We start from the raw sequence: 18,441 nt of genomic DNA, 5'->3' as shown, positions 1-18,441 counted from the left end.
CAAGGCGAAGTGATTGAACGGATTGCTGAACTCAAGCAGCATGGCGAAGAGGTTTTATTTGTCACCGGTCTGGAGCAAAATCCGCTCAATGAGTTTTATAAAGAAGCAGGAATCCAGACGATTTCCATTCATGAGCTGCAACATATACAGGAAAGTGCTATGTACGCCGAGAAAACAGAGCAAATCGTAAACGAGCATGCTTCAATTGCTAAAAAATGGAATATTGTAGGGTCCGTTTTTGCTACATTAGGCATGATCAGTGCTCCAGTGATCAATTTGATCGGAGATGCTTTATCGCTTGTGTTTATATCCAGAACGAAAAACAGGAGTGAAGCCTTGCCATCTCCACCGGAAATGGCGTATAAGAACGAGGCTGCGGTCGCCTCCGAAGCTTTTGCCTGGTATCAACTACCTAACGAACAAATCATCGCGAAGTTACAAACCAACCTACACAGCGGGTTGACCTCTGATCAGGTTCTTTCTATAAGAAACCAATATGGTTCAAATCGGCTTGAGAGTAAAAAACCTACTCCTTGGCTCATTTCATATTTAGGCCAATTCAAGGAATTCACAACGCTGATCCTCCTTGGTACAAGTGCACTGGCCTTTCTTACGGGGGGAGTATTCGATGGACTTGCAATGGGGGCAATCCTGCTCGCGAATGCCGCTATTGGAACGATTCAGGAACGCAAAGCGGAAAAAGTTGTGGACAAGCTGAATCAATTTCAACCCCCAGTATGTAAAGCCATCAGACAAGGCCAGCACGTAGAGCTAAATGCTGTGGAATTGGTGCCCGGGGATATCGTTTCCCTGGAAGCAGGGGACCGCGTTCCAGCGGATATCCGGGTGATTAACTCATGGAACATGCGAGCCAACGAGTCGACCCTGACCGGGGAATCTCTTCCCGTCGAAAAGAATGAGTTCCCTTTGCCAGAGGATTGTGCTTTATCTGAGAGATCCAACATGCTCTTCATGGGAACCGACGTGTGCGGAGGCAAGGGAATTGGTATTGTTGTACAAACCGGGATGAATACCGAGATGGGGCATTTAATGTCGCTTTTGAAGCAGCAGGAAAAAGAAGTAACCCCTTTACAGGAAAAAGTAACGTCAATTAGCAAAAAATTTGTGAAAGGCGCTCTTATCGTTGGAGGGATCGTATTCGCAATTGGTATGCTCCGTGGCATCCCTTTTCCACAAATGATTTCGACTTCGATCACACTGGCGGCTTCTGCCATCCCTGAAGGGCTTCCGGTTACCATCACCATTGCCCTCAGCGCAGGTATCTTCCGTATGGCGAAGAAAAACGCGCTGATCCGAAAGCTCTCCTCATTGGAAACATTAGGAAGGACTACGGTTATTTGCACAGACAAGACAGGCACGTTAACCAAAAATGAAATGACGGTAAAAGCACTCTCTACCGCGGATCGCGCGTGGACTGTAACAGGCGATGGTTACGAACCGACGGGAGCATTGGAGGAGCTGGCTCCAGAGGCTGCCGCTGCAGCGGCAGGGCTCAAAAATGTAGGAAGTTACGAAAACCCTTCAGCCCATCCTGATTTGACTCGCTTGCTGCAAATCTGCTTGCTATGCAATAACAGCAAGCTTGAGCAGCAGGAAGGACAGTGGATGACCAAAGGGGATCCGACTGAGGGCGCGCTTTTGACCCTTGCAGCCAAAAACGGACTGTGGCTTAACGATATGACCCATTGGCATCGCGGGCATGAAATTCCATTTGATTCTAAAACCGCGAAAATGAGCGTGGTTTGCAAGGATGTTCAGGCGGAACGGGAATGCTATCTCTTTTCCAAAGGGGCGGTTGAGACGATTCTCCGCCATTGCAATCGATATCAAAAGAACGGAGAAATATTGCCTCTATCCGAAGAACAGAAGCAGCACATTATACAGCAAAATGAAAAGTTTTCAGCGGCAGCGTTGCGTGTGCTTGCTTTCGCGTATCGACCTTTGGATGAGAATATCGATAACGAGTCCATTGATGACGAGCGTGAATTAATTTATGTCGGCATGACCGGCATGATGGATCCTCCCAAACCTGAAGTAGAACAAAATATTCAGGAAGCTTTTGCACTCGGGCTAAAACCTGTGATGATCACAGGCGATCACCCGATTACCGCCATTGCCATCGCGAAGCAACTCGGAATTTACAGTGATGCGCAGAGTGTTGTAACTGGGCATGAGCTTGACCGTTTATCAGACGAAGAGTTGAGCCAAATTGTAGACCAAGTATCCATTTTTGCCCGGGTCACGCCTGAGCATAAGCTTCGTATTGTAACAGCGATGCAAAAAGGAGGACAAATCGTTGCCATGACTGGCGATGGTGTTAACGATACGCCTGCTATCAAACAAGCCAACGTTGGTATCGCAATGGGAAGAACAGGGACGGAAGTAACGAAGGAAACTGCGGATATGGTGCTAACGGAAGATCATTTTGGCACGATTCTAGAGGGGGTCAAAGAAGGCCGAACAATTATTGGGAATATTCGTAAGGCACTCGGCTGTTTATTAACCGGAAATCTGGCTGAGATCATCGTCACCAGCGTTGCCGTGATGGTTGGATTGCCGATCCCTCTGGTTCCTATTCAAATTCTGCTGATGAATTTGTTGACCGATGCTTTGCCAGCAATGGTTCTAGCTGTAAATCCAGGGCAGAAAACGAAGCAGCAGAAACGAACCGATTTCATCGATAAAGACCTGTACCAGAAAGTGATTACAAGAGGGGTTTTGCTGGGATTGGGATCGCTCGGCTTATTTGCTGCAAGCCTTGCAGTCGGTACGCCAATGCCTGTCGCTCAGAGCGTTGCTTTTGCAACATTGGTCGCGGGGCAATTGATCCAAACCTTTTCGTGGCGACAGGAAGGCTCTGAAGAAACAGTGCGCGATTGGACGAAAGATCGCTTTTTGATCGGGGCTCTCTGCGTTTCTTGGCTGGCTTTGCTAGGAGCACTGTATATCCCGCCATTGGCCGGATTTTTCCATACCGCCAGTCTGCCGCTAAAATATTGGATTCCCATCCTTGGCGTAGCCGGATCGGTATCTCTTTTGTCCAAACCGATTTTGGCTCTAATTTCAAAAAAGCAAGCAATCAGGGCTTTGCCTGCAAACCAAACCTATGCTGCGGCTTAAACGGCCGCAGTAATACTTAATTACTAGGAGGATCACGATGCTGCAAAATAACATTGATAAAATTGTAATTGGCGCTGCGCTCGCCTTTGCCGCTTCTGCTTTGCTTCCTATTGCTAAAACTACTTTCCGCCCTCTTGCCGAAGCTGGCATGCAAGGCGGAGCCAACTTGATCAATCGGAGCAAATCTTACATTGAATTAGCCCGGCAAGAAGTGGAAGATATCGTTGCCGAAGCCCAATTTGAAAGAATGAAAAGGCAGCTTGACCAAGAAATTTCATTGCTTGACAATACCCAAAAGTGAGGAGAATGGATAAATGAACGAACAAAGTATAGATAATCATTTACGCGAAGCCTTATCGCACTTGGAATCTGCCTTAAACCAGAGTGTAAGATGCGTGCTTGAAAACGATAGCGCGAAAAAAGAAATAGGTTTAAAGTGGGAACGATTTCTTGGAGAATTTATGGGACAAATCCGGGAAAAGGGAAAAAAATCAAGATTAAATCTGCTAGGCTGGATCAGTTTTCCACGAATACGCTAATCAATTGTATGCAGCCTAAGTCGACAGCAGGCTGCATACTGGATTCACTACACCCTAGAGAGTCTTTTTTTCTAGCTATCATGCTACGATCATAATGAGGATAGGCAAAATCAGGAATGAGGCTAAAGTGCTCCACAGGATACAGGTGGACACGAGTTTGGGCGATGCATTGAATTTTTCTGCCAAGATGACAGCATTCACGGCAACAGGCATGGAAGCCAGAATAAAGAGTACGGAGAACAAAAGGCCTGATATCCCCAGGATCAGCATGGCAAGACAGGCCGCAAGCGGAGAGAGCAGAAGCCGGATGATGAGTCCTGCGTAGCTGGCTTTTTTAATAGACGGCTCCAGCTTGAATATTTTTACATAAGCCATCTGGGTTCCAAGGATTGCCAGCACGACTGGTGAATAGGCGGCAGCAATCATCGAAACGCCCGCTTGTATGCCTGAGGGCAGATGCCAATCCAGCACTCGAAGCCCCAGGGCGAGTAAAGCTGCATAGATCGCAGGCAGCGAGAATACTGACTTAACGGCGCTTTGAACGGAAAACTCAGAGCGGGCTGCAAAGTAAACTCCAAGGGTATTGACCAGAATTATCTGGATGACAACATACACAGAGGCCTTATCCAATCCAAGCTGCCCAAAGGCAAGTAAAATAAGGGGCAGGCCATAATTTGCGCTATTGGTCAGCGTGGAGATTAAGGTGAGTCCGGCCGTTTCAGGGGCGCTTAGCTTAAACATTTTCCCTGCAATCTGTGCAATTCCCCATAACAGCAGCAGATTCAAGATCGAAAAGGCGGCAGTTTGCGCCACATCATGCAAAGAAAGCTGTGCCTTGAGCAGCGTGTCCAGAATCATCGCGGGACTTAAAAAATATAAGTATAAAGTCGAGAGCGGTTTCGTTTCCAGCTTCATGAATTTGCCGAGTAAAAACCCGGCGATCACCGGAATGGACAGTGGAACGATAACGGATAGAAGGGTTGAAAGTACGATTTGAATCATGAAATCCACCAATCCTTTCTGTAATGACATTTTTCATTATAAGGCGCAGCTTTTGAGCCCGTCCAAGATGAAAATACGATCAAGGTCATAGGCAAATACTATGAAGCTTGTGGTAGTTATTCTATGTAATGCACCGAGGTGTACAACAAAAGGGATGTCCACAGCCATGTTGAAAGGCTAATAGGAACATCCCTTTTTTACGATAAAAGCAATTATCTTGCTGATTTATGCAGAAGCAACGGTTTCCGCTTTGGTCCGGCAATCGTCAGAGCAATAATGTTGATGCTGCTCTTCGCAGTCCGGACATACGATATGCTGGAGATTGCACACCGGACAGTTGATATAGTGATCGTTTGGTGTTTCACAATGGAAGCACGTGCCGACAATAACGTCCTCGTCGGTATGGTTGATCGGGATCGAGATGCGTTCATCAAACACATAACATTTACCGTCAAACAAACGACCTTGGACCTCCGGATCCTTGCTGTAGGTTACAATGCCGCCATCCAGCTGGCCTACATCATCAAAGCCTTCTTTGATCAGAAGACCGGACAGCTTTTCGCACCGGATTCCGCCAGTACAATACGTCAGTATTTTCTTGTCCTTGAACTGACTCATATTGTCGCGAATCCACTGTGGAAACTCACGGAAAGACTCGACTTCCGGACGAATGGCGCCACGGAAATGACCGATGTCATATTCATAGTCGTTACGTCCGTCCAGCACAACCACATCTTCACCTTGAAGCTGCTCATAAAACTCCTTCGGTGACAAACGCTTGCCACTGATTTCGTTAGGGTCCAGTTCATCCTCATGACGCAGCGTAACCAACTCCTGACGATGGCGTACAAATATTTTCTTGAACGCATGACCGTCAGACTCATCTATTTTAATAACCATATCGTGGAATTTCGGATTGGCGCGCAAATCACGGATGTATTGCTCGGTTTGCTCTACCGTACCAGACAGTGTTCCGTTAATTCCTTCCTGAGCGATCAAAATTCTTCCCTTGACGCCCAACTCCTTGCAGTAAGCCAGATGCTCTGCCGTAAAGGTGGCAGGATCTTCAATATTGACATATTTGTAAAACAACAAAATTCTGTAAGCATGCTCGCACACGTAAAATCACCCTCTGATTCAAGTCAAAGTTTTTTAACAATCAATTTTAAATGTACCACATTCTTTAAGTTAGTCAACTAATTTGTATGAAAAGTGGGAATGGAAAATAAAGAGGCAGGTGACGAGCGACAAAAGTAAGGGTTTACATTATAATAATACTGTAGTGATAAGGTGGATTTTGCAGGATGAGTATTCTTATGATGAAAGGATGAATCGGAATGAAGCATCATTTGGTAGCGCATACATCACCTATGGGGTGGAATAGCTGGGATTGCTACGGCGCAGCGGTGCGTGAGGAAGAAGTACGGGGAAATGCGCAGTATATGGCAGAGCACTTGAAGGAATACGGTTGGGAATATGTAGTGGTAGATATTCAGTGGTATGAGCCGGGAGCTGTTTCTTCACAATATCGCTCATTTGTTCCGCTGGAAATGGATTCATTTTCACGTCTCATTCCAGCGGTGAATCGTTTTCCTTCCGCAGCGGATGGACACGGCTTCCAAGCTCTTGCGGATTATGTACACAGTCTGGGCTTGAAATTCGGTATACATATTATGAGAGGCATTCCGAGACAGGCGGTACATCAGGATACGCCGATTTTGGGAACCCAGGCAACTGCGAGACAGATTGCACATCCCAACTCCATTTGTCCCTGGAATACAGATATGTATGGGGTAGATGCTACCAAGGAAGGCGCACAGGAATATTATAATTCGCTGTTTGACCTCTATGCGGAATGGGGTGTTGATTTTGTAAAAGTGGATGACATCGCAGCTTCCCGACTCTATGATACTCACTTGGCGGAAATTGAATTGATCAGGCAGGCCATCGCCCAATGCGGGCGTCCGATGGTTTTGAGTTTGTCGCCCGGTCCGGCACCGCTGGAGCATGCATCCGAATTAATCGCCAACGCCAATATGTGGCGCATGACCGACGATTTCTGGGATGTATGGTCTTTGCTGCATGGCATGTTTGAGCGCTGCGAGAAATGGGCAGAGCACGTGGGCCCCGGCCACTGGCCGGATTGCGACATGCTGCCATTGGGTCATCTGGGTATTCGCTCGGTAGATTCTGTAGATTCCGGTAGCCATGACCGCTGGACACGCTTTACGAAGGATGAGCAATTGACGATGATGACCTTATGGAGTATTTTCCGATCCCCTCTAATGTTTGGGGGAGAACTGCGGGATAACGATGCGTGGACGCTTTCTCTGCTGACCAATGAAGAGGTGCTGGATGCTCACCGCAACGGTTTGGATGCCCGGCAGGTGTACAGAAAGGATGAACATATCGTCTGGACTTCGCATAACGTGGAAGGTCATGTATATGCGGCTTTGTTTAATGCTGGAGACGAAGCTTCGCGGGTCTGTGTATCGCTGCAAGACCTGGGCATTGAAGGACAGACAAGTGGCAGAGACTTGTGGAATCGTGTGAATCTGGGCACTTTAGAGCAAGAGCTATCCGCAGAGGTACCTCCTCATGGAGCTGCTCTATTTATTTTGAAATAGCATATTGTAACGAAGGATTTAGGCTGTATTTTTAATCAAATCACCTATTCGTAAAATGGCTGGTATTTTTACGATGGGTGATTTTTTATTGGACTCGACATTATTCTTGAGAATTTGACATTTGGAACATGTTAATTTTATATAGTACCTATTTCTGTACAAATTTAAAACATCCTATGCCAATAGACTTGCGAAAGGAGTCAAATGATGAAATTAAAACAGATTCACAAAGATGAACTGGACGAGCCTTGGCCCTCTAGACAAAAAATACTATGTATCGGGGGGGCCAATCTTGACCGTAAAATTATGATTAAAGGTACATTTCAGCTTCACACCTCCAACCCGAGCAGCACCAGGCAGCAATCTTGCGGTGGGGTGGCTCGCAATGTTGCCGAAAATTTGGGGAGGCTAAGCCAACAGGTCAGCTTGTTAACCGCAGTTGGGGATGATGCGGAAGGTGAATTTATAGTCGAGCAGTCTAGACATTATATGAAAGTGGTTCCTCTGCAAGTCAAAGGTGAACCGTCAACCGGGGTTTACACTGCTTTGCTGGACGAACGTGGGGAGCTGATTATAGCGACAGCAGAAATGGAGATTTATGATCAGATCCGTCCTTCAGTAATCTTTGAAAATACTCCTTTGATCGCCTCGTGCCGACTAGTGCTGTTGGACACGAATTTCTCTATGAACGTAATTGCATCCACCATACGGCTATGCCATGAACATCGGATTCCGCTCGTCGTTTCTTCAGTGTCCGCCTCCAAAATGAGAAGGCTTCCTCGAAATTTGAATGGGGTGGGGTGGCTGGTATGTAACCAGGTAGAAGCTGAATCCTATTTGGGAATAGAACTTAAGGATGATCAGCAAATGCTGGATGCAACCCGGATTTTTCATCAACTCGGGGTTCAAAATGTAATTCTTATTCGGGGAGCAGACAGTGTTTTGTTTGCCTCGCAGGATGGATCTCATGGACAAATTTTTATGCACCCAGTTCCGGAAGTTATGGATGTCACGGGCGCAGATGATGCATTTATTGCCGGAATGATATATGGAATTATCCAAGGATACCCTATGGAGCAAGTGTGTCAATTCGGAATCAGCTGTGTGGCCTTGACCATTCAAACGGATCGGACGGTTTCAGAGACCATTTCTCTAAATAATCTTCATTCCATGTTCAAGGAGCTGTACGGCATGCATCCGCAAAATTTTGTGTTTTTTAAGGGTATGTATTTTAAGGAGAAAGATACATAAATAAAGAAGAGAATCTAACCTACTTTTTGTTGCTGAAACTTTAAAAGGAGCAGGTCGCTTGATGAACAGTGTAAAATACGCTATCGTTTTTTTGCCGCTGTTCCTCCTGTATATGTTTTTAAAGGGAGGTTCTTTCGTGGTAGGTTCCCTTTATCGACTGATCTATACAATGCTGCCCTTACATCGGAGGGTGAATGACGAAATTTTTGCTGTGCAGCACGCCAAACGTATTATCGTGATCGGTTCGCCGGGGAGCGGCAAAACCTTTTTTGCCAAACGTCTATCCAAGTGGACTCATTTGCCGTACATCTCTCTGGATGATTTGTATTGGGGACCGGAGTGGAAGCGGAGCACGGACAAACAATTTTTCAAACAGCTGGGCGAAGTGCTCGAAAAGGAAGAATGGATCATCGAAGGGAATTATCATGATTATTATTTTACGGAGCGGCTCCAGCGGTCTGATACGATCATTGTGATGGATGTCAGTACGATTGAAGCGATAACAGGAGTTATTACACGATCGCTTAACCGTTTTCTTTTCTCCAATGAGTTGCCCAAAGGAGTAAAGCAGGAAGCGATTCGTATTTGGGACATTTCGCCTCGGTTTGTCCGCTTTGTTTTGGGTTTTCGCAGGCGCATACGTCCTAAAATTTGGCCATTCCTTATGCAATATGGCAAACAACGAAGCTTAATTATTTTGAAATCAAAATATCGTTCATGTCTCTGGATGAATTCCAGATAGATAATTATCTCCTTGACCACGGCTTCCGTTTCGTGTAAGGTAATGGAAATTGTAATATGCAGGAATAGTGTAGACCAAGGATCAAAGGTTCAACAACCGCCGTACAGAGAAGAAATCCATGGGCTGAAAGGTTTCTCGCCGCGAATGAACGTTTCCCTGCCTTGCGAGCTGTAGCGGAGTGTATTTTAGACCGTTACCGGCTAGACGCCGTTATCTGATGAAGGGCTGTTCCATGCTATGGATATGGTCAAATTAAGGGTGGTACCACGACACATTCGTCCCTGACGGATGTGTCTTTTTGCGTACATTTTATCGTTCATACAAGGAGGCAGCCACACATGCGCCAAAGTCGATTATTACTGACAACATTACGTGAATCGCCCGCAGAAGCCGAAGTGGTCAGCCATCAGCTTATGCTGCGTGCAGGGTTTATCCGGCACCTTGCAGCTGGAATGTATACCTACATGCCACTCGGCAGACGTGTTCTCCGAAAAGTGGAGCAAATCGTACGGGATGAAATGGACCGTGCAGGGGCTGGGGAGCTGTTAATGCCTGCCTTGCAGCCTGCTGAGCTGTGGCAAGAGTCAGGGAGATACGAGGTGTACGGTCCAGAGCTGATGCGTATTCAAGACCGACATGATCGGGAGTTTGCTTTGGGTCCTACCCATGAAGAGGTCATTACGTCATTAGTGCGAAATGAGGTGAATTCATATCGAAAATTACCTCTAATGCTGTATCAAATTCAAACCAAGTTTCGGGATGAACGACGTCCACGATTTGGCTTGCTCCGCAGCAGAGAATTTTTGATGAAGGATGCCTATTCGTTTGATGCGAGCTGGGAAGGGCTGGATCAAGCTTATTGGACCATGTTTAAGGCCTATCATCGTATTTTTACCCGTTGTGGCCTGAACTTTCGCGCAGTTGAAGCAGATGCGGGTGCTATTGGCGGCGAAGGCGGAACACATGAATTTATGGCGCTGGCTGACATTGGAGAGGATACGATAGCCGCTTGTACCTGCTGTGACTATGCTGCTAATCTTGAAAAAGCTGAGCCACGGAGAATGGAAAAATTATATTCCAACCCTTCTCTCAATACAGACAAAATGGATAAGTTTCATACTCCAGGTCTGCGCACGATAGATCAACTGGTTGAATCGCTGCAAATACAGCCACAAGATATGATCAAAACACTGGTTTATATGGCTGACGATCAACCCATTGCTGTAGTCGTCAGGGGAGATCATGAGGTCAACGAAGTGAAAGTTAAACATATTTTAGGTAGTGAAAAATTCGAAATAGCAAGTTCAGATGCCGTGTCAAAGGCGACTGGAACCCCCTCGGGGTTCATAGGCCCCTGCGGCTTGACGATCCCTGTGTGGGTGGATTACGCCGTTGTTCAAATGTCCAGCGGCATCGCAGGCGCGAACGAGTTGGATTATCATTATCGGCATGTGAATCCAAGACGCGATATGGACCTTCGCCATGTGGCAGATTTACGCAACGTCATGGAAGGGGACCCATGTCCTCACTGTGACAAAGGGGAATTGAAGCTTCATCGTGGGATTGAGATAGGACACGTGTTTAAACTGGGCACCAAATACAGCGAGAAGCTGGGTGCGACTTTTTTGGACGCGTCTGGAGAAAATCAGACGATGATTATGGGCTGCTACGGCATTGGCGTTTCCCGAATCCTTTCTGCCATCGTTGAGCAAAATCACGATCAGAACGGAATGATATGGCCTCACGCGCTGGCCCCGTTTCAAGTTCATATGATTCCGATCTCTGTTAAAGACAGCCTGCAAATGCAGGTGGCCGAGGATTTATACAACCAGCTACAGGATCACGGTGTCGAAGTGTTGATGGATGATCGGGAGGAACGCCCCGGAGTTAAATTCAAAGATTCGGATTTAGTGGGTATTCCCGTGCGAATTGTTGTTGGCAAAGATGCTGAGCACGGGAAAATAGAGTTAGTGGAGCGAAGAACCAGCAACAAAGAAACCATTCATATCCAAGATGTAGAGCGACGGATATTGGAACTTATTCAACAATAGCCACTCAGCTTATTAATTTACAAGCCTTTACCATATCCGGTTCTACAATCCAATACGCCCGGACTACAATCGTTTGGGCGTATCTTTACCAACAATTACTGTACAAGCATTACGTATCTGTGTCCTGTAGAATGTGACCTTCTCCAAGTGCAATCTCATAAAAGCCTGCCATATGGCGTGCCTGAAACCGGATTGGCTTGTCCCGGCCTATCATAATAATATTTTGAATGTCGGCAGCTCCTTCCGAGGGGAGGGAGAAAGCTGTGACATAAGCGAATACCTCACGCAACGTTGTATGAATGGTATTCATCAGATGATCGTGCTCACTTTTGCCCATTACATTCATAATCATGGAGCCTTCGGAATCCAGCTTTTCTTTGGCCATCCTGAAAAATTCCAGGGATATTAAATGCGGCGGCGTTCCCTGATCTGTGAAGGCGTCCAAAATAATATAATCATATGCATCCGGCGCTTCCTTCTCCAACATGCGACGTCCATCACCAACGGTCACATTGTCCTTATCGTATCCAAAGAATGTTCGACTGAACTCCACGACTTGTGCATCCAGCTCGGCAATCTTAAAGCGTTTATCTGTAAAATGACCCGCAATCGTACCTATACCATGCCCAATCACAAACACGTCTTCAAATGACGGATCGTTCAGCTCCATCAGATGGATGATGGCTCTCGGATATTCGAACAGAATGCGCTGCGGATGATTCAAATCCACCGCGCCTTGTACGGCTGCATTTGAAAACTGCATCACCCGGAATAATCCCTTTTCACCATACAGCTCTGTGGTGTCGTATATCGTTATTTCATGATTATTGCTCAGCTTTTTGTATAGTACCTCCAAATGATCTATCTCCTTCAAGTCATACTCCACCATCATATTAGACATTTATGAGCCTGTTGTCCATATATTAAGCGGCGGTGCCGTTCTGCTCTTGCCGAGCAGCTCCAATCCATATAATTGTTCGATCATGCGCAGCACGGAGAAATGAGTGCTTTTCCCGTTGTAAGGGCCGTTTTTCAAATGAGGACCTATAATCATAGTCGGGATTTTGTTGTTGCTGCTCATGTCATCTTCGTCCCATGTTACGATTAAAAGACTGTTATGCTGCGGCGCCCAGCGGGCATAAGAGGACAAGTGAGCTTGCAGCCATTGATCCGCTTCCCGAATCGTGCCGTCGTGCATATCGTGGTTCAGGTTGGGAATGACAAAAGAAACAGTCGGCAACTGATTAAAATTTTGCGGAAAGCTGGTTAAAGGCATATTGATCGAGGCAGGCAGGTTGGTGAAATTCACCCAAGGATTATGTTTTCTGGCATACAGGGTTTTCAGATCATAAGGGCCTGTAAATCCGGTTTTGGGTAATCCCTCTGAGTAGCCCTCGAACGTATATCCATGTTTCATAAGCTCCAATGCCAGATTGTTGGCGTTCATCTTCTTGGGAGTCAGATCATTATTCACCCCTTGATTGGAACCGGAAAACAGATCCAGATAGTTCGGTTGACTCGGGTGTTCGATCGCATAATGATTCATCAGAGAGACACCGTTTTTCATCAGGTCATTCATAAAGGGCGCGGAGGAATTGCCTGATATTTTTTTTGACGAATGATTTTCTTCCACAACAATGACGATATGATCCATACGGTGCGGAGATTTGGCGGCATTGGACTGCGTCGTTTCAGCCTTGACGGGTGTGACCGCCAAAGCCGAGGGTTGAACGCCCTTAGCGTCAGAACGATTCGTAAACCAGCCGGAATGAGACATTATACAAAAGGCTGCCGTTAGAGCGACGGCGGTCAACAGTATTTTCATTTTCAACAGAGGAACCTCATTTCATGATAAATTGATCACAGAACTGTGTTCATAGATTCATGATTAAGCTTATTCAGGACACATTAAAATATCATGAGAAAAATAAAATGAAAAGATCATTATTTTTTAATGTACATAGAGTAAACTGGTTTCTATATCAAGCATACTAGGAAAAGACGCCCCAAGCATAGAAAGGATAGCTATGAAGAAGATACTACTGATCGAAGATGAGAAAAATTTGGCCCGTTTCATTGAGCTGGAACTAAAGCATGAATCTTACGAGGTAACCGTCAACTATGAAGGGCGGAAGGGGCTGGAGTCTGCGTTAAGCGAGGAATGGGACATCATCCTGCTGGACTTAATGCTCCCAGGCCTCAACGGAATCGAAGTATGCCGACGGATTCGCAAAACGAAACAAACTCCAATCATTATGCTGACCGCCAGAGACGGTGTGATGGACAAAGTGATGGGGCTGGACAGCGGGGCAGATGATTATATCCCCAAGCCTTTTGCTATTGAAGAGTTGCTGGCACGAATGCGTTCTTTGCTGCGACGCAGTGGTTCTGTGGAGGATACCACCCAGATTATCTACAATGGACTGGTGCTGGACAGCGAGGCCCGCATTTTGACCAAAGACCAGCAGATTATTGAATTGACGAAGCGTGAATTTGATCTGCTGTCCATATTAATGCAGAATATTGGGCGCGTCATGACCCGGGAAAGGCTAATGGAACTCATATGGGGCTATGATTCAGAGGTGGAAACGAATGTCGTCGATGTGTATATTCGTTACCTGCGAAGCAAAATCGACGAGCCTGGGGAACCGAGCTTTATTCAGACACTACGCGGATTGGGGTATGTGATCCGAAGATGACGACTTTAAAATTCATATTCTCCCGACTCCCTATTCGTTGGAAATTGGCGGTGTGGTCTTCGTTGCTGCTATGTATTTTGTTTATTTTGTACAACGGTGTCCAATATTTTACGATTAACCAATGGATGGTCAGCGAGGGAGAAGTGAGCATCCGTAAGAGTATGAATGAAATCCAAAACTTTTTTCAGGAAAAACACATGTCTGCGCAGGAAATAGTAAACAGTCGACGTTTTGTTGAGGATATGAATGATCCGCATCAAATGATCCGCATTTTGAATCAGCAAGGAACCCCGCTATTGAGCGTCAGCGACGAGATACCTGAGGATTGGTTTCCGCCGCAAACGGCGCAAAGCACCCGGATTATGACTGCCTGGCATCTGGAGGATCAGGTTTTGATCATGCGAAGTCCGCTGAATTCAGGTGGTTTTACGGGAACAATTGAAATTATCAATAATATGGAAAATTTAGAGAAGGTGAGTGACAAAATAAAAGGTGTCATGATTGTTGGCGGTATAGGTGCTATTGTTTTAAGCGCCCTAGGAGGAATTTTTCTTTCACGCCAGTTAATTCGGCCGATTCAGTCCATGACGGATACGATGACAAGAATACGGAAAAAAGGGCTGCATGAGGAACGTGTCCAAGTATCCGATAACAATGACGAGCTGTCAAATCTGGGAAGAGTGTTTAATGGGCTGATTGATCAGTTGGAACGATCGTTCCAACAGCAGAAGCAGTTTGTAGAGGATGCCTCCCATGAATTACGTACACCCATTTCGATTATTGAAGGCCATATCTCCTTATTGAACCGCTGGGGCAAACACGATCCGGCCATATTGGACGAGTCGCTCAGTGTGTCCGTCCAGGAGCTTGAGCGTTTGAAAGGCATTGTAAACGATCTTTTGGAGTTGACGCGGGCCGAATCGGGAACTTCTGAACAGAATGTGCCTGCAATAGATATCCGTCACACCGTTCAGTATACGCTCACCAATTTTGCCATGCTGCATCCTGATATGATATTCCGGAAGGAACTGACCCCCCTCGAAAAGGTGCAGATTCACATCACGCCTCAGCATCTGGAACAACTGTTACTGATCGTGCTGGATAACGCCGTTAAATATGCTGGCTCTTCGAAAGAAATCCTTGTAACGGGGACGCTGGAACGAGACGAGGTTTATATTCATATTACCGATTACGGAATCGGAATTCCGGCGGAGGACTTGCCATATTTATTCGACCGATTTTATCGGGTGGATAAGGCCAGAAGCCGCGAGCAGGGCGGGACAGGTTTGGGCCTTGCGATAGCCAAGCAGCTGGTCAAGCGATATAACGGTGACATCAGAGTAAGCAGTATTGAACATATAGGGACAACCGTAACGCTTTGTTTTCCAATATATAGAGTCTAAATAGGTTAGATAAATCAAAGAAGCTCCGTAAGCCATATCCATGGTTTACGGAGCTTCTTTCACATTCAAGCATCGTCAGCTTGTGGTTTGTTTGATCTATTCCAGATTTTATTTTCCATTTTTTCGTACAGGTTCAGGCACGAGTTTACCAGTTTCCGAGGACGTTTGAAGCGCTGGAGCAGATATCGGGTACTAACTGCACACAAGGTGCCAATCAGCGCACCAGCGGCAATATCTGACGGGTAATGAACGCCAGCCCAAATACGGGAAAAACCGATAAGTAAAGCTGCGGCGAGCCACAACAATCTAAACCTCTTACCGTACAGCCAAAACGTGGCCGCCAGCGCAAAAGCTCCAATGGCGTGGTCGCTCGGGAAAGAGGCGTTGGCCGGATGCTTGATTAGCTGAATGACGGCGTGGGTGACGAAGGGACGATCCCGGTACACAAGATGCCCGATGATAAAGCTGATCCCCATGCCCAGACATACGGATACCACCGCCGATATGATCATCTTACGGTTGGGTTTATTTCTTGAAAACCAGTACAGGAGCAAGCCCAAGGCGAATACATATTGGGCATCTTCGGCGAAAAAACGCATCAGCCCATTCAAAACAGAAAAGCTATTCGTTTGTTCATTAATGAATTGGAAAATCTGATAGTCCAGGTTAGATAACATATTAGAGATTACTCCTTTTCTTATATGATTCAAAAGTTGAAAGTAATATGATCTTAACTCTTGAACATGGGAGCACCTTTAGATGAAAATTAGAATTCCATGAGAAAGGGACATTTTTTTATCACTAAATCCTTTGAACTTGTTCAAGCGTCCTTTAGGAGATATAATATACAAGGCAGCATTTTGCATAATTCGATTCCCAACGCTTGAAAGTACAATATATTGCTGATCTAAAATCGCTCTTGGGATTTATGCAAAATGCTCAAGGATATAATGAATACCGTTGTGTATATTCATATAGAAAGAGAGCGGGATATTATGGGACGTAAGTGGAACAATATTAAAGAAAAAAAGGCATCCAAGGATGCTAATACGAGTCGTATATATGCTAAATTTGGGGTAGAAATTTATGTAGCAGCCAAACAGGGCGAGCCTGATCCTGAGTCCAATCGGGTTCTCAGAGTCGTACTAGAACGTGCAAAAACGTACAATGTACCGAAAGCGATCATTGACCGGGCTATTGAAAAAGCAAAAGGTGCCGGGGATGAAAACTATGTTGAGCTTCGCTATGAAGGCTTCGGACCGAACGGTTCCATGGTCATTGTAGATGCACTCACCAATAACGTAAACCGTACGGCATCTGATGTGCGCTCTGCTTTTACTAAAAATGGCGGCAGTCTGGGTGTAAGCGGATCTGTAGCCTATATGTTTGATTCAACGGCGGTTATTGGTCTGGTAGGTAAAACCGCAGATGAAGTGTTGGAGCTGTTGATGGAGGCAGATGTAGAGGTACGTGACATCATCGAAGAAGATGAAGCAGTTATCGTATACGCAGAGCCTGACCAATTCCATGCTGTACAGGAAGCCTTCAAGCAGGCGGGAGTTACAGAATTTACAGTGGCCGAACTTACCATGCTTGCCCAAAATGATATTACACTTCCAGAAGATGCACGGCTTCAATTTGACAAATTGATTGATGCATTAGAAGATTTGGAGGATGTTCAGCAGGTTTACCACAACGTAGACTCTGAGGAATAGTTACTTCAGGATTTTGCAAAATCCTCACTTATGAGCAACATAAAAACATCGTATTCCGATACGGTGTTTTTTTGCGTAAATACAGCTATTTCTGTGTAATTGGGCAACGGGCCCTGGTTTGTTGAATGGGAGAATTGGCGTTTCTTGACTAATGCACTGGTCCGTGCCCAAGAAGAGGGAGAGATTCATTCTACGGAACCTGAGCTATTGTCAATGGCCAGATTTCTAAATCATGCCCGGCTATCGTTGACATTTACCGCCAAGACAGGCGCAAGCCCTGAGGTGCTTAAAGATATCGTGCGTACGACGCTGTCGATTTTGGATTGATTTTTTATGAGCGCTTTATAGCGTTTATTTTTTGATGATTCCGGACCGATTAGTCAATTTTTTTAATGACAGACACCAATATAGCGTTGATTACAGGGCAAGCGGCAAAACCGGTAGTCGCATTGCTGCCAGACTTACGCAGCTTCAGCATCCAGTCCGGTTAGCGGGACGCAGTAACTCGACAAATTTGCCCGGCTCAGAACATGTGCATTTCGATTGGTACGATGAATCAACACATACAAAAGCGTTGACGAATGTAGATAAAGTTTATTTGGTTGTGCCTGTATTAGACGTAAATCCCGCCAAAGTCATGATTCCTTTTATTGAAAAATCCATCCATGAAGGCGTGAAAAGGTTCGTGCTTCTGGGCAGCGCATCTGTTCCTGCGGATGGCCCGGTATTCGGGCCGGTGCATCAAGCCCTCAGCAATTTAGCTCCTGAGTGGACAGTATTACAGCCATCCTATTTTATGCAGAACTTTACCGAAGGTCCAGCATGTAAGCACCATCAAAAACACCGGCACGATTTATAGTGCGACAGGGGATGGGAGAGTGGGTTTCGTCAGCGCAGATGACATTGCAGAAGTGGGGGTAAGAGCCCTGATTGACGATAAGCCTCATAACACAGCTCATGTGATCACTGGACCTCATTCGTTGACATATGGTGAAGCTGCTCAGTTGATCAGCCATGTTATAGGAAAAACGATTCAGCACATCTCGCTGTCTGACGAAGAACTGAAAGTCGGCATGATTCAGGCAGGTATGCCTGCGAACTACGCTGCCATGCTGGCGGGATTGGATCAAAGGATACGTGAAAACGGAAGTGAAGACCAAGTTACCGATACCGTGGAGCGTGTCACTGGGCGCAGCCCGATCTCATTTGAGTAATTTGTGCAAACCCATGTAGGTACCTGGAAGTAAATGTAGGGGCGTCTCAAACAGATC

The 18,441-nt window shown here is 46.0% G+C and carries 18 protein-coding genes; 13 read left to right on the top strand and 5 right to left on the bottom strand.

Annotation, left to right across the window (positions count from 1 at the left end):
• From QD47_RS10100 to QD47_RS10090, 3 genes are all read left to right on the top strand, one after another.
• On the top strand, positions 1–3,141 hold a 3,141-nt coding region (locus QD47_RS10100), incomplete at its 5' end, for a cation-translocating P-type ATPase (RefSeq protein WP_044646017.1).
• Between the two features lie 37 nt (positions 3,142–3,178).
• A complete protein-coding gene (locus tag QD47_RS10095; protein ID WP_044646004.1) occupies positions 3,179–3,442 on the top strand; it encodes a hypothetical protein in 264 nt (87 codons plus the stop codon).
• 13 nt (positions 3,443–3,455) lie between these two features.
• Positions 3,456–3,680 carry a hypothetical protein gene (locus QD47_RS10090; protein ID WP_044646003.1) on the top strand — a complete coding sequence of 75 codons (225 nt, stop codon included), beginning with the start codon at positions 3,456–3,458 and terminating at the stop codon, positions 3,678–3,680.
• 78 nt (positions 3,681–3,758) lie between these two features.
• Here the strand turns inward: QD47_RS10090 and QD47_RS10085 are convergent, their stop codons facing one another.
• A complete protein-coding gene (locus tag QD47_RS10085) occupies positions 3,759–4,682 on the bottom strand; it encodes an AEC family transporter (RefSeq protein ID WP_044646002.1) in 924 nt (307 codons plus the stop codon).
• A gap of 225 nt (positions 4,683–4,907) precedes the next feature.
• Positions 4,908–5,801, bottom strand: coding sequence for an oxygen-dependent tRNA uridine(34) hydroxylase TrhO (gene trhO, locus QD47_RS10080; protein WP_044646001.1), 894 nt, complete (start codon positions 5,799–5,801; stop codon positions 4,908–4,910).
• A 218-nt stretch (positions 5,802–6,019) separates the two neighbouring features.
• On the opposite strand from trhO, the gene QD47_RS10075 reads away from it, so the two are divergent.
• The 4 genes from QD47_RS10075 to QD47_RS10060 all read left to right on the top strand — a co-directional run bounded on the left by QD47_RS10075 (position 6,020) and on the right by QD47_RS10060 (position 11,353).
• Complete coding sequence (locus QD47_RS10075; RefSeq protein WP_044646000.1) at positions 6,020–7,309, top strand: glycoside hydrolase family 27 protein; 1,290 nt, start codon at positions 6,020–6,022, stop codon at positions 7,307–7,309.
• Between the two features lie 207 nt (positions 7,310–7,516).
• Positions 7,517–8,560, top strand: coding sequence for a carbohydrate kinase family protein (locus QD47_RS10070; RefSeq protein ID WP_044645999.1), 1,044 nt, complete (start codon positions 7,517–7,519; stop codon positions 8,558–8,560).
• 61 nt (positions 8,561–8,621) lie between these two features.
• Entirely contained in the window at positions 8,622–9,302 is a 681-nt protein-coding gene (locus tag QD47_RS10065) for a P-loop NTPase family protein (RefSeq protein WP_044645998.1), read from the top strand.
• A gap of 338 nt (positions 9,303–9,640) precedes the next feature.
• Positions 9,641–11,353, top strand: a complete 1,713-nt coding sequence (locus QD47_RS10060) for a proline--tRNA ligase (protein WP_044645997.1) — start codon at positions 9,641–9,643, stop codon at positions 11,351–11,353.
• A gap of 109 nt (positions 11,354–11,462) precedes the next feature.
• On the opposite strand, the gene QD47_RS10055 is transcribed toward QD47_RS10060, so the two are convergent.
• Together QD47_RS10055 and QD47_RS10050 are read right to left on the bottom strand one after the other, a co-directional pair.
• Positions 11,463–12,227, bottom strand: a complete 765-nt coding sequence (locus QD47_RS10055; RefSeq protein WP_082067158.1) for a spermidine synthase — start codon at positions 12,225–12,227, stop codon at positions 11,463–11,465.
• A gap of 27 nt (positions 12,228–12,254) precedes the next feature.
• Positions 12,255–13,178 (bottom strand): alkaline phosphatase family protein, encoded by a 924-nt coding sequence (locus QD47_RS10050; RefSeq protein WP_235332238.1) that lies wholly within the window; start codon positions 13,176–13,178, stop codon positions 12,255–12,257.
• A gap of 202 nt (positions 13,179–13,380) precedes the next feature.
• Here QD47_RS10050 and QD47_RS10045 point away from each other — a divergent pair, with 202 nt between their 5' ends.
• Positions 13,381–14,052: a response regulator transcription factor gene (locus tag QD47_RS10045; protein ID WP_044645995.1), complete on the top strand. Its 672-nt coding sequence runs from the start codon at positions 13,381–13,383 to the stop codon at positions 14,050–14,052.
• Positions 14,049–15,455 carry a HAMP domain-containing sensor histidine kinase gene (locus QD47_RS10040; RefSeq protein WP_044645994.1) on the top strand — a complete coding sequence of 469 codons (1,407 nt, stop codon included), beginning with the start codon at positions 14,049–14,051 and terminating at the stop codon, positions 15,453–15,455. The genes QD47_RS10045 and QD47_RS10040 overlap by 4 nt, the downstream gene beginning before the upstream one ends.
• 65 nt (positions 15,456–15,520) lie before the next feature.
• Here the strand turns inward: QD47_RS10040 and QD47_RS10035 are convergent, their stop codons facing one another.
• Positions 15,521–16,132, bottom strand: coding sequence for an undecaprenyl-diphosphatase (locus QD47_RS10035; RefSeq protein WP_044645993.1), 612 nt, complete (start codon positions 16,130–16,132; stop codon positions 15,521–15,523).
• A 318-nt stretch (positions 16,133–16,450) separates the two neighbouring features.
• On the opposite strand from QD47_RS10035, the gene QD47_RS10030 reads away from it, so the two are divergent.
• The 4 genes from QD47_RS10030 (at position 16,451) to QD47_RS33085 (ending at position 18,384) form a co-directional block, all read left to right on the top strand.
• Complete coding sequence (locus QD47_RS10030) at positions 16,451–17,170, top strand: YebC/PmpR family DNA-binding transcriptional regulator (RefSeq protein ID WP_044646015.1); 720 nt, start codon at positions 16,451–16,453, stop codon at positions 17,168–17,170.
• Between the two features lie 144 nt (positions 17,171–17,314).
• A complete protein-coding gene (locus tag QD47_RS10025; protein ID WP_044645992.1) occupies positions 17,315–17,497 on the top strand; it encodes a hypothetical protein in 183 nt (60 codons plus the stop codon).
• Positions 17,498–17,531: 34 nt separating this feature from the next.
• Positions 17,532–18,029 (top strand): SDR family oxidoreductase, encoded by a 498-nt coding sequence (locus QD47_RS33090; RefSeq protein ID WP_235332236.1) that lies wholly within the window; start codon positions 17,532–17,534, stop codon positions 18,027–18,029.
• A 19-nt stretch (positions 18,030–18,048) separates the two neighbouring features.
• Entirely contained in the window at positions 18,049–18,384 is a 336-nt protein-coding gene (locus tag QD47_RS33085) for a Rossmann-fold NAD(P)-binding domain-containing protein (protein WP_235332235.1), read from the top strand.
• The last annotated feature ends 57 nt before the right edge of the window (positions 18,385–18,441 follow it).

Source organism: Paenibacillus terrae (assembly GCF_000943545.1).
Lineage (GTDB): Bacteria > Bacillota > Bacilli > Paenibacillales > Paenibacillaceae > Paenibacillus > Paenibacillus terrae_A.
This window is presented reverse-complemented; position numbering and strand designations above follow the sequence as displayed.

Excerpts from the sequence above, each read along its gene's own strand:
- QD47_RS10095 (WP_044646004.1), top strand. The coding sequence starts at position 3,179 with ATGCTGCAAAATAACATTGATAAAATTGTAATTGGCGCTGCGCTCGCC.
- QD47_RS10090 (WP_044646003.1), top strand. The coding sequence starts at position 3,456 with ATGAACGAACAAAGTATAGATAATCATTTACGCGAAGCCTTATCGCAC.
- QD47_RS10085 (WP_044646002.1), bottom strand. The coding sequence starts at position 4,682 with ATGATTCAAATCGTACTTTCAACCCTTCTATCCGTTATCGTTCCACTG.
- QD47_RS10075 (WP_044646000.1), top strand. The coding sequence starts at position 6,020 with ATGAAGCATCATTTGGTAGCGCATACATCACCTATGGGGTGGAATAGC.
- QD47_RS10070 (WP_044645999.1), top strand. The coding sequence starts at position 7,517 with ATGAAATTAAAACAGATTCACAAAGATGAACTGGACGAGCCTTGGCCC.
- QD47_RS10065 (WP_044645998.1), top strand. The coding sequence starts at position 8,622 with ATGAACAGTGTAAAATACGCTATCGTTTTTTTGCCGCTGTTCCTCCTG.
- QD47_RS10060 (WP_044645997.1), top strand. The coding sequence starts at position 9,641 with ATGCGCCAAAGTCGATTATTACTGACAACATTACGTGAATCGCCCGCA.
- QD47_RS10050 (WP_235332238.1), bottom strand. The coding sequence starts at position 13,178 with ATGAAAATACTGTTGACCGCCGTCGCTCTAACGGCAGCCTTTTGTATA.
- QD47_RS10045 (WP_044645995.1), top strand. The coding sequence starts at position 13,381 with ATGAAGAAGATACTACTGATCGAAGATGAGAAAAATTTGGCCCGTTTC.
- QD47_RS10040 (WP_044645994.1), top strand. The coding sequence starts at position 14,049 with ATGACGACTTTAAAATTCATATTCTCCCGACTCCCTATTCGTTGGAAA.
- QD47_RS10035 (WP_044645993.1), bottom strand. The coding sequence starts at position 16,132 with ATGTTATCTAACCTGGACTATCAGATTTTCCAATTCATTAATGAACAA.
- QD47_RS10030 (WP_044646015.1), top strand. The coding sequence starts at position 16,451 with ATGGGACGTAAGTGGAACAATATTAAAGAAAAAAAGGCATCCAAGGAT.
- QD47_RS33090 (WP_235332236.1), top strand. The coding sequence starts at position 17,532 with ATGATTCCGGACCGATTAGTCAATTTTTTTAATGACAGACACCAATAT.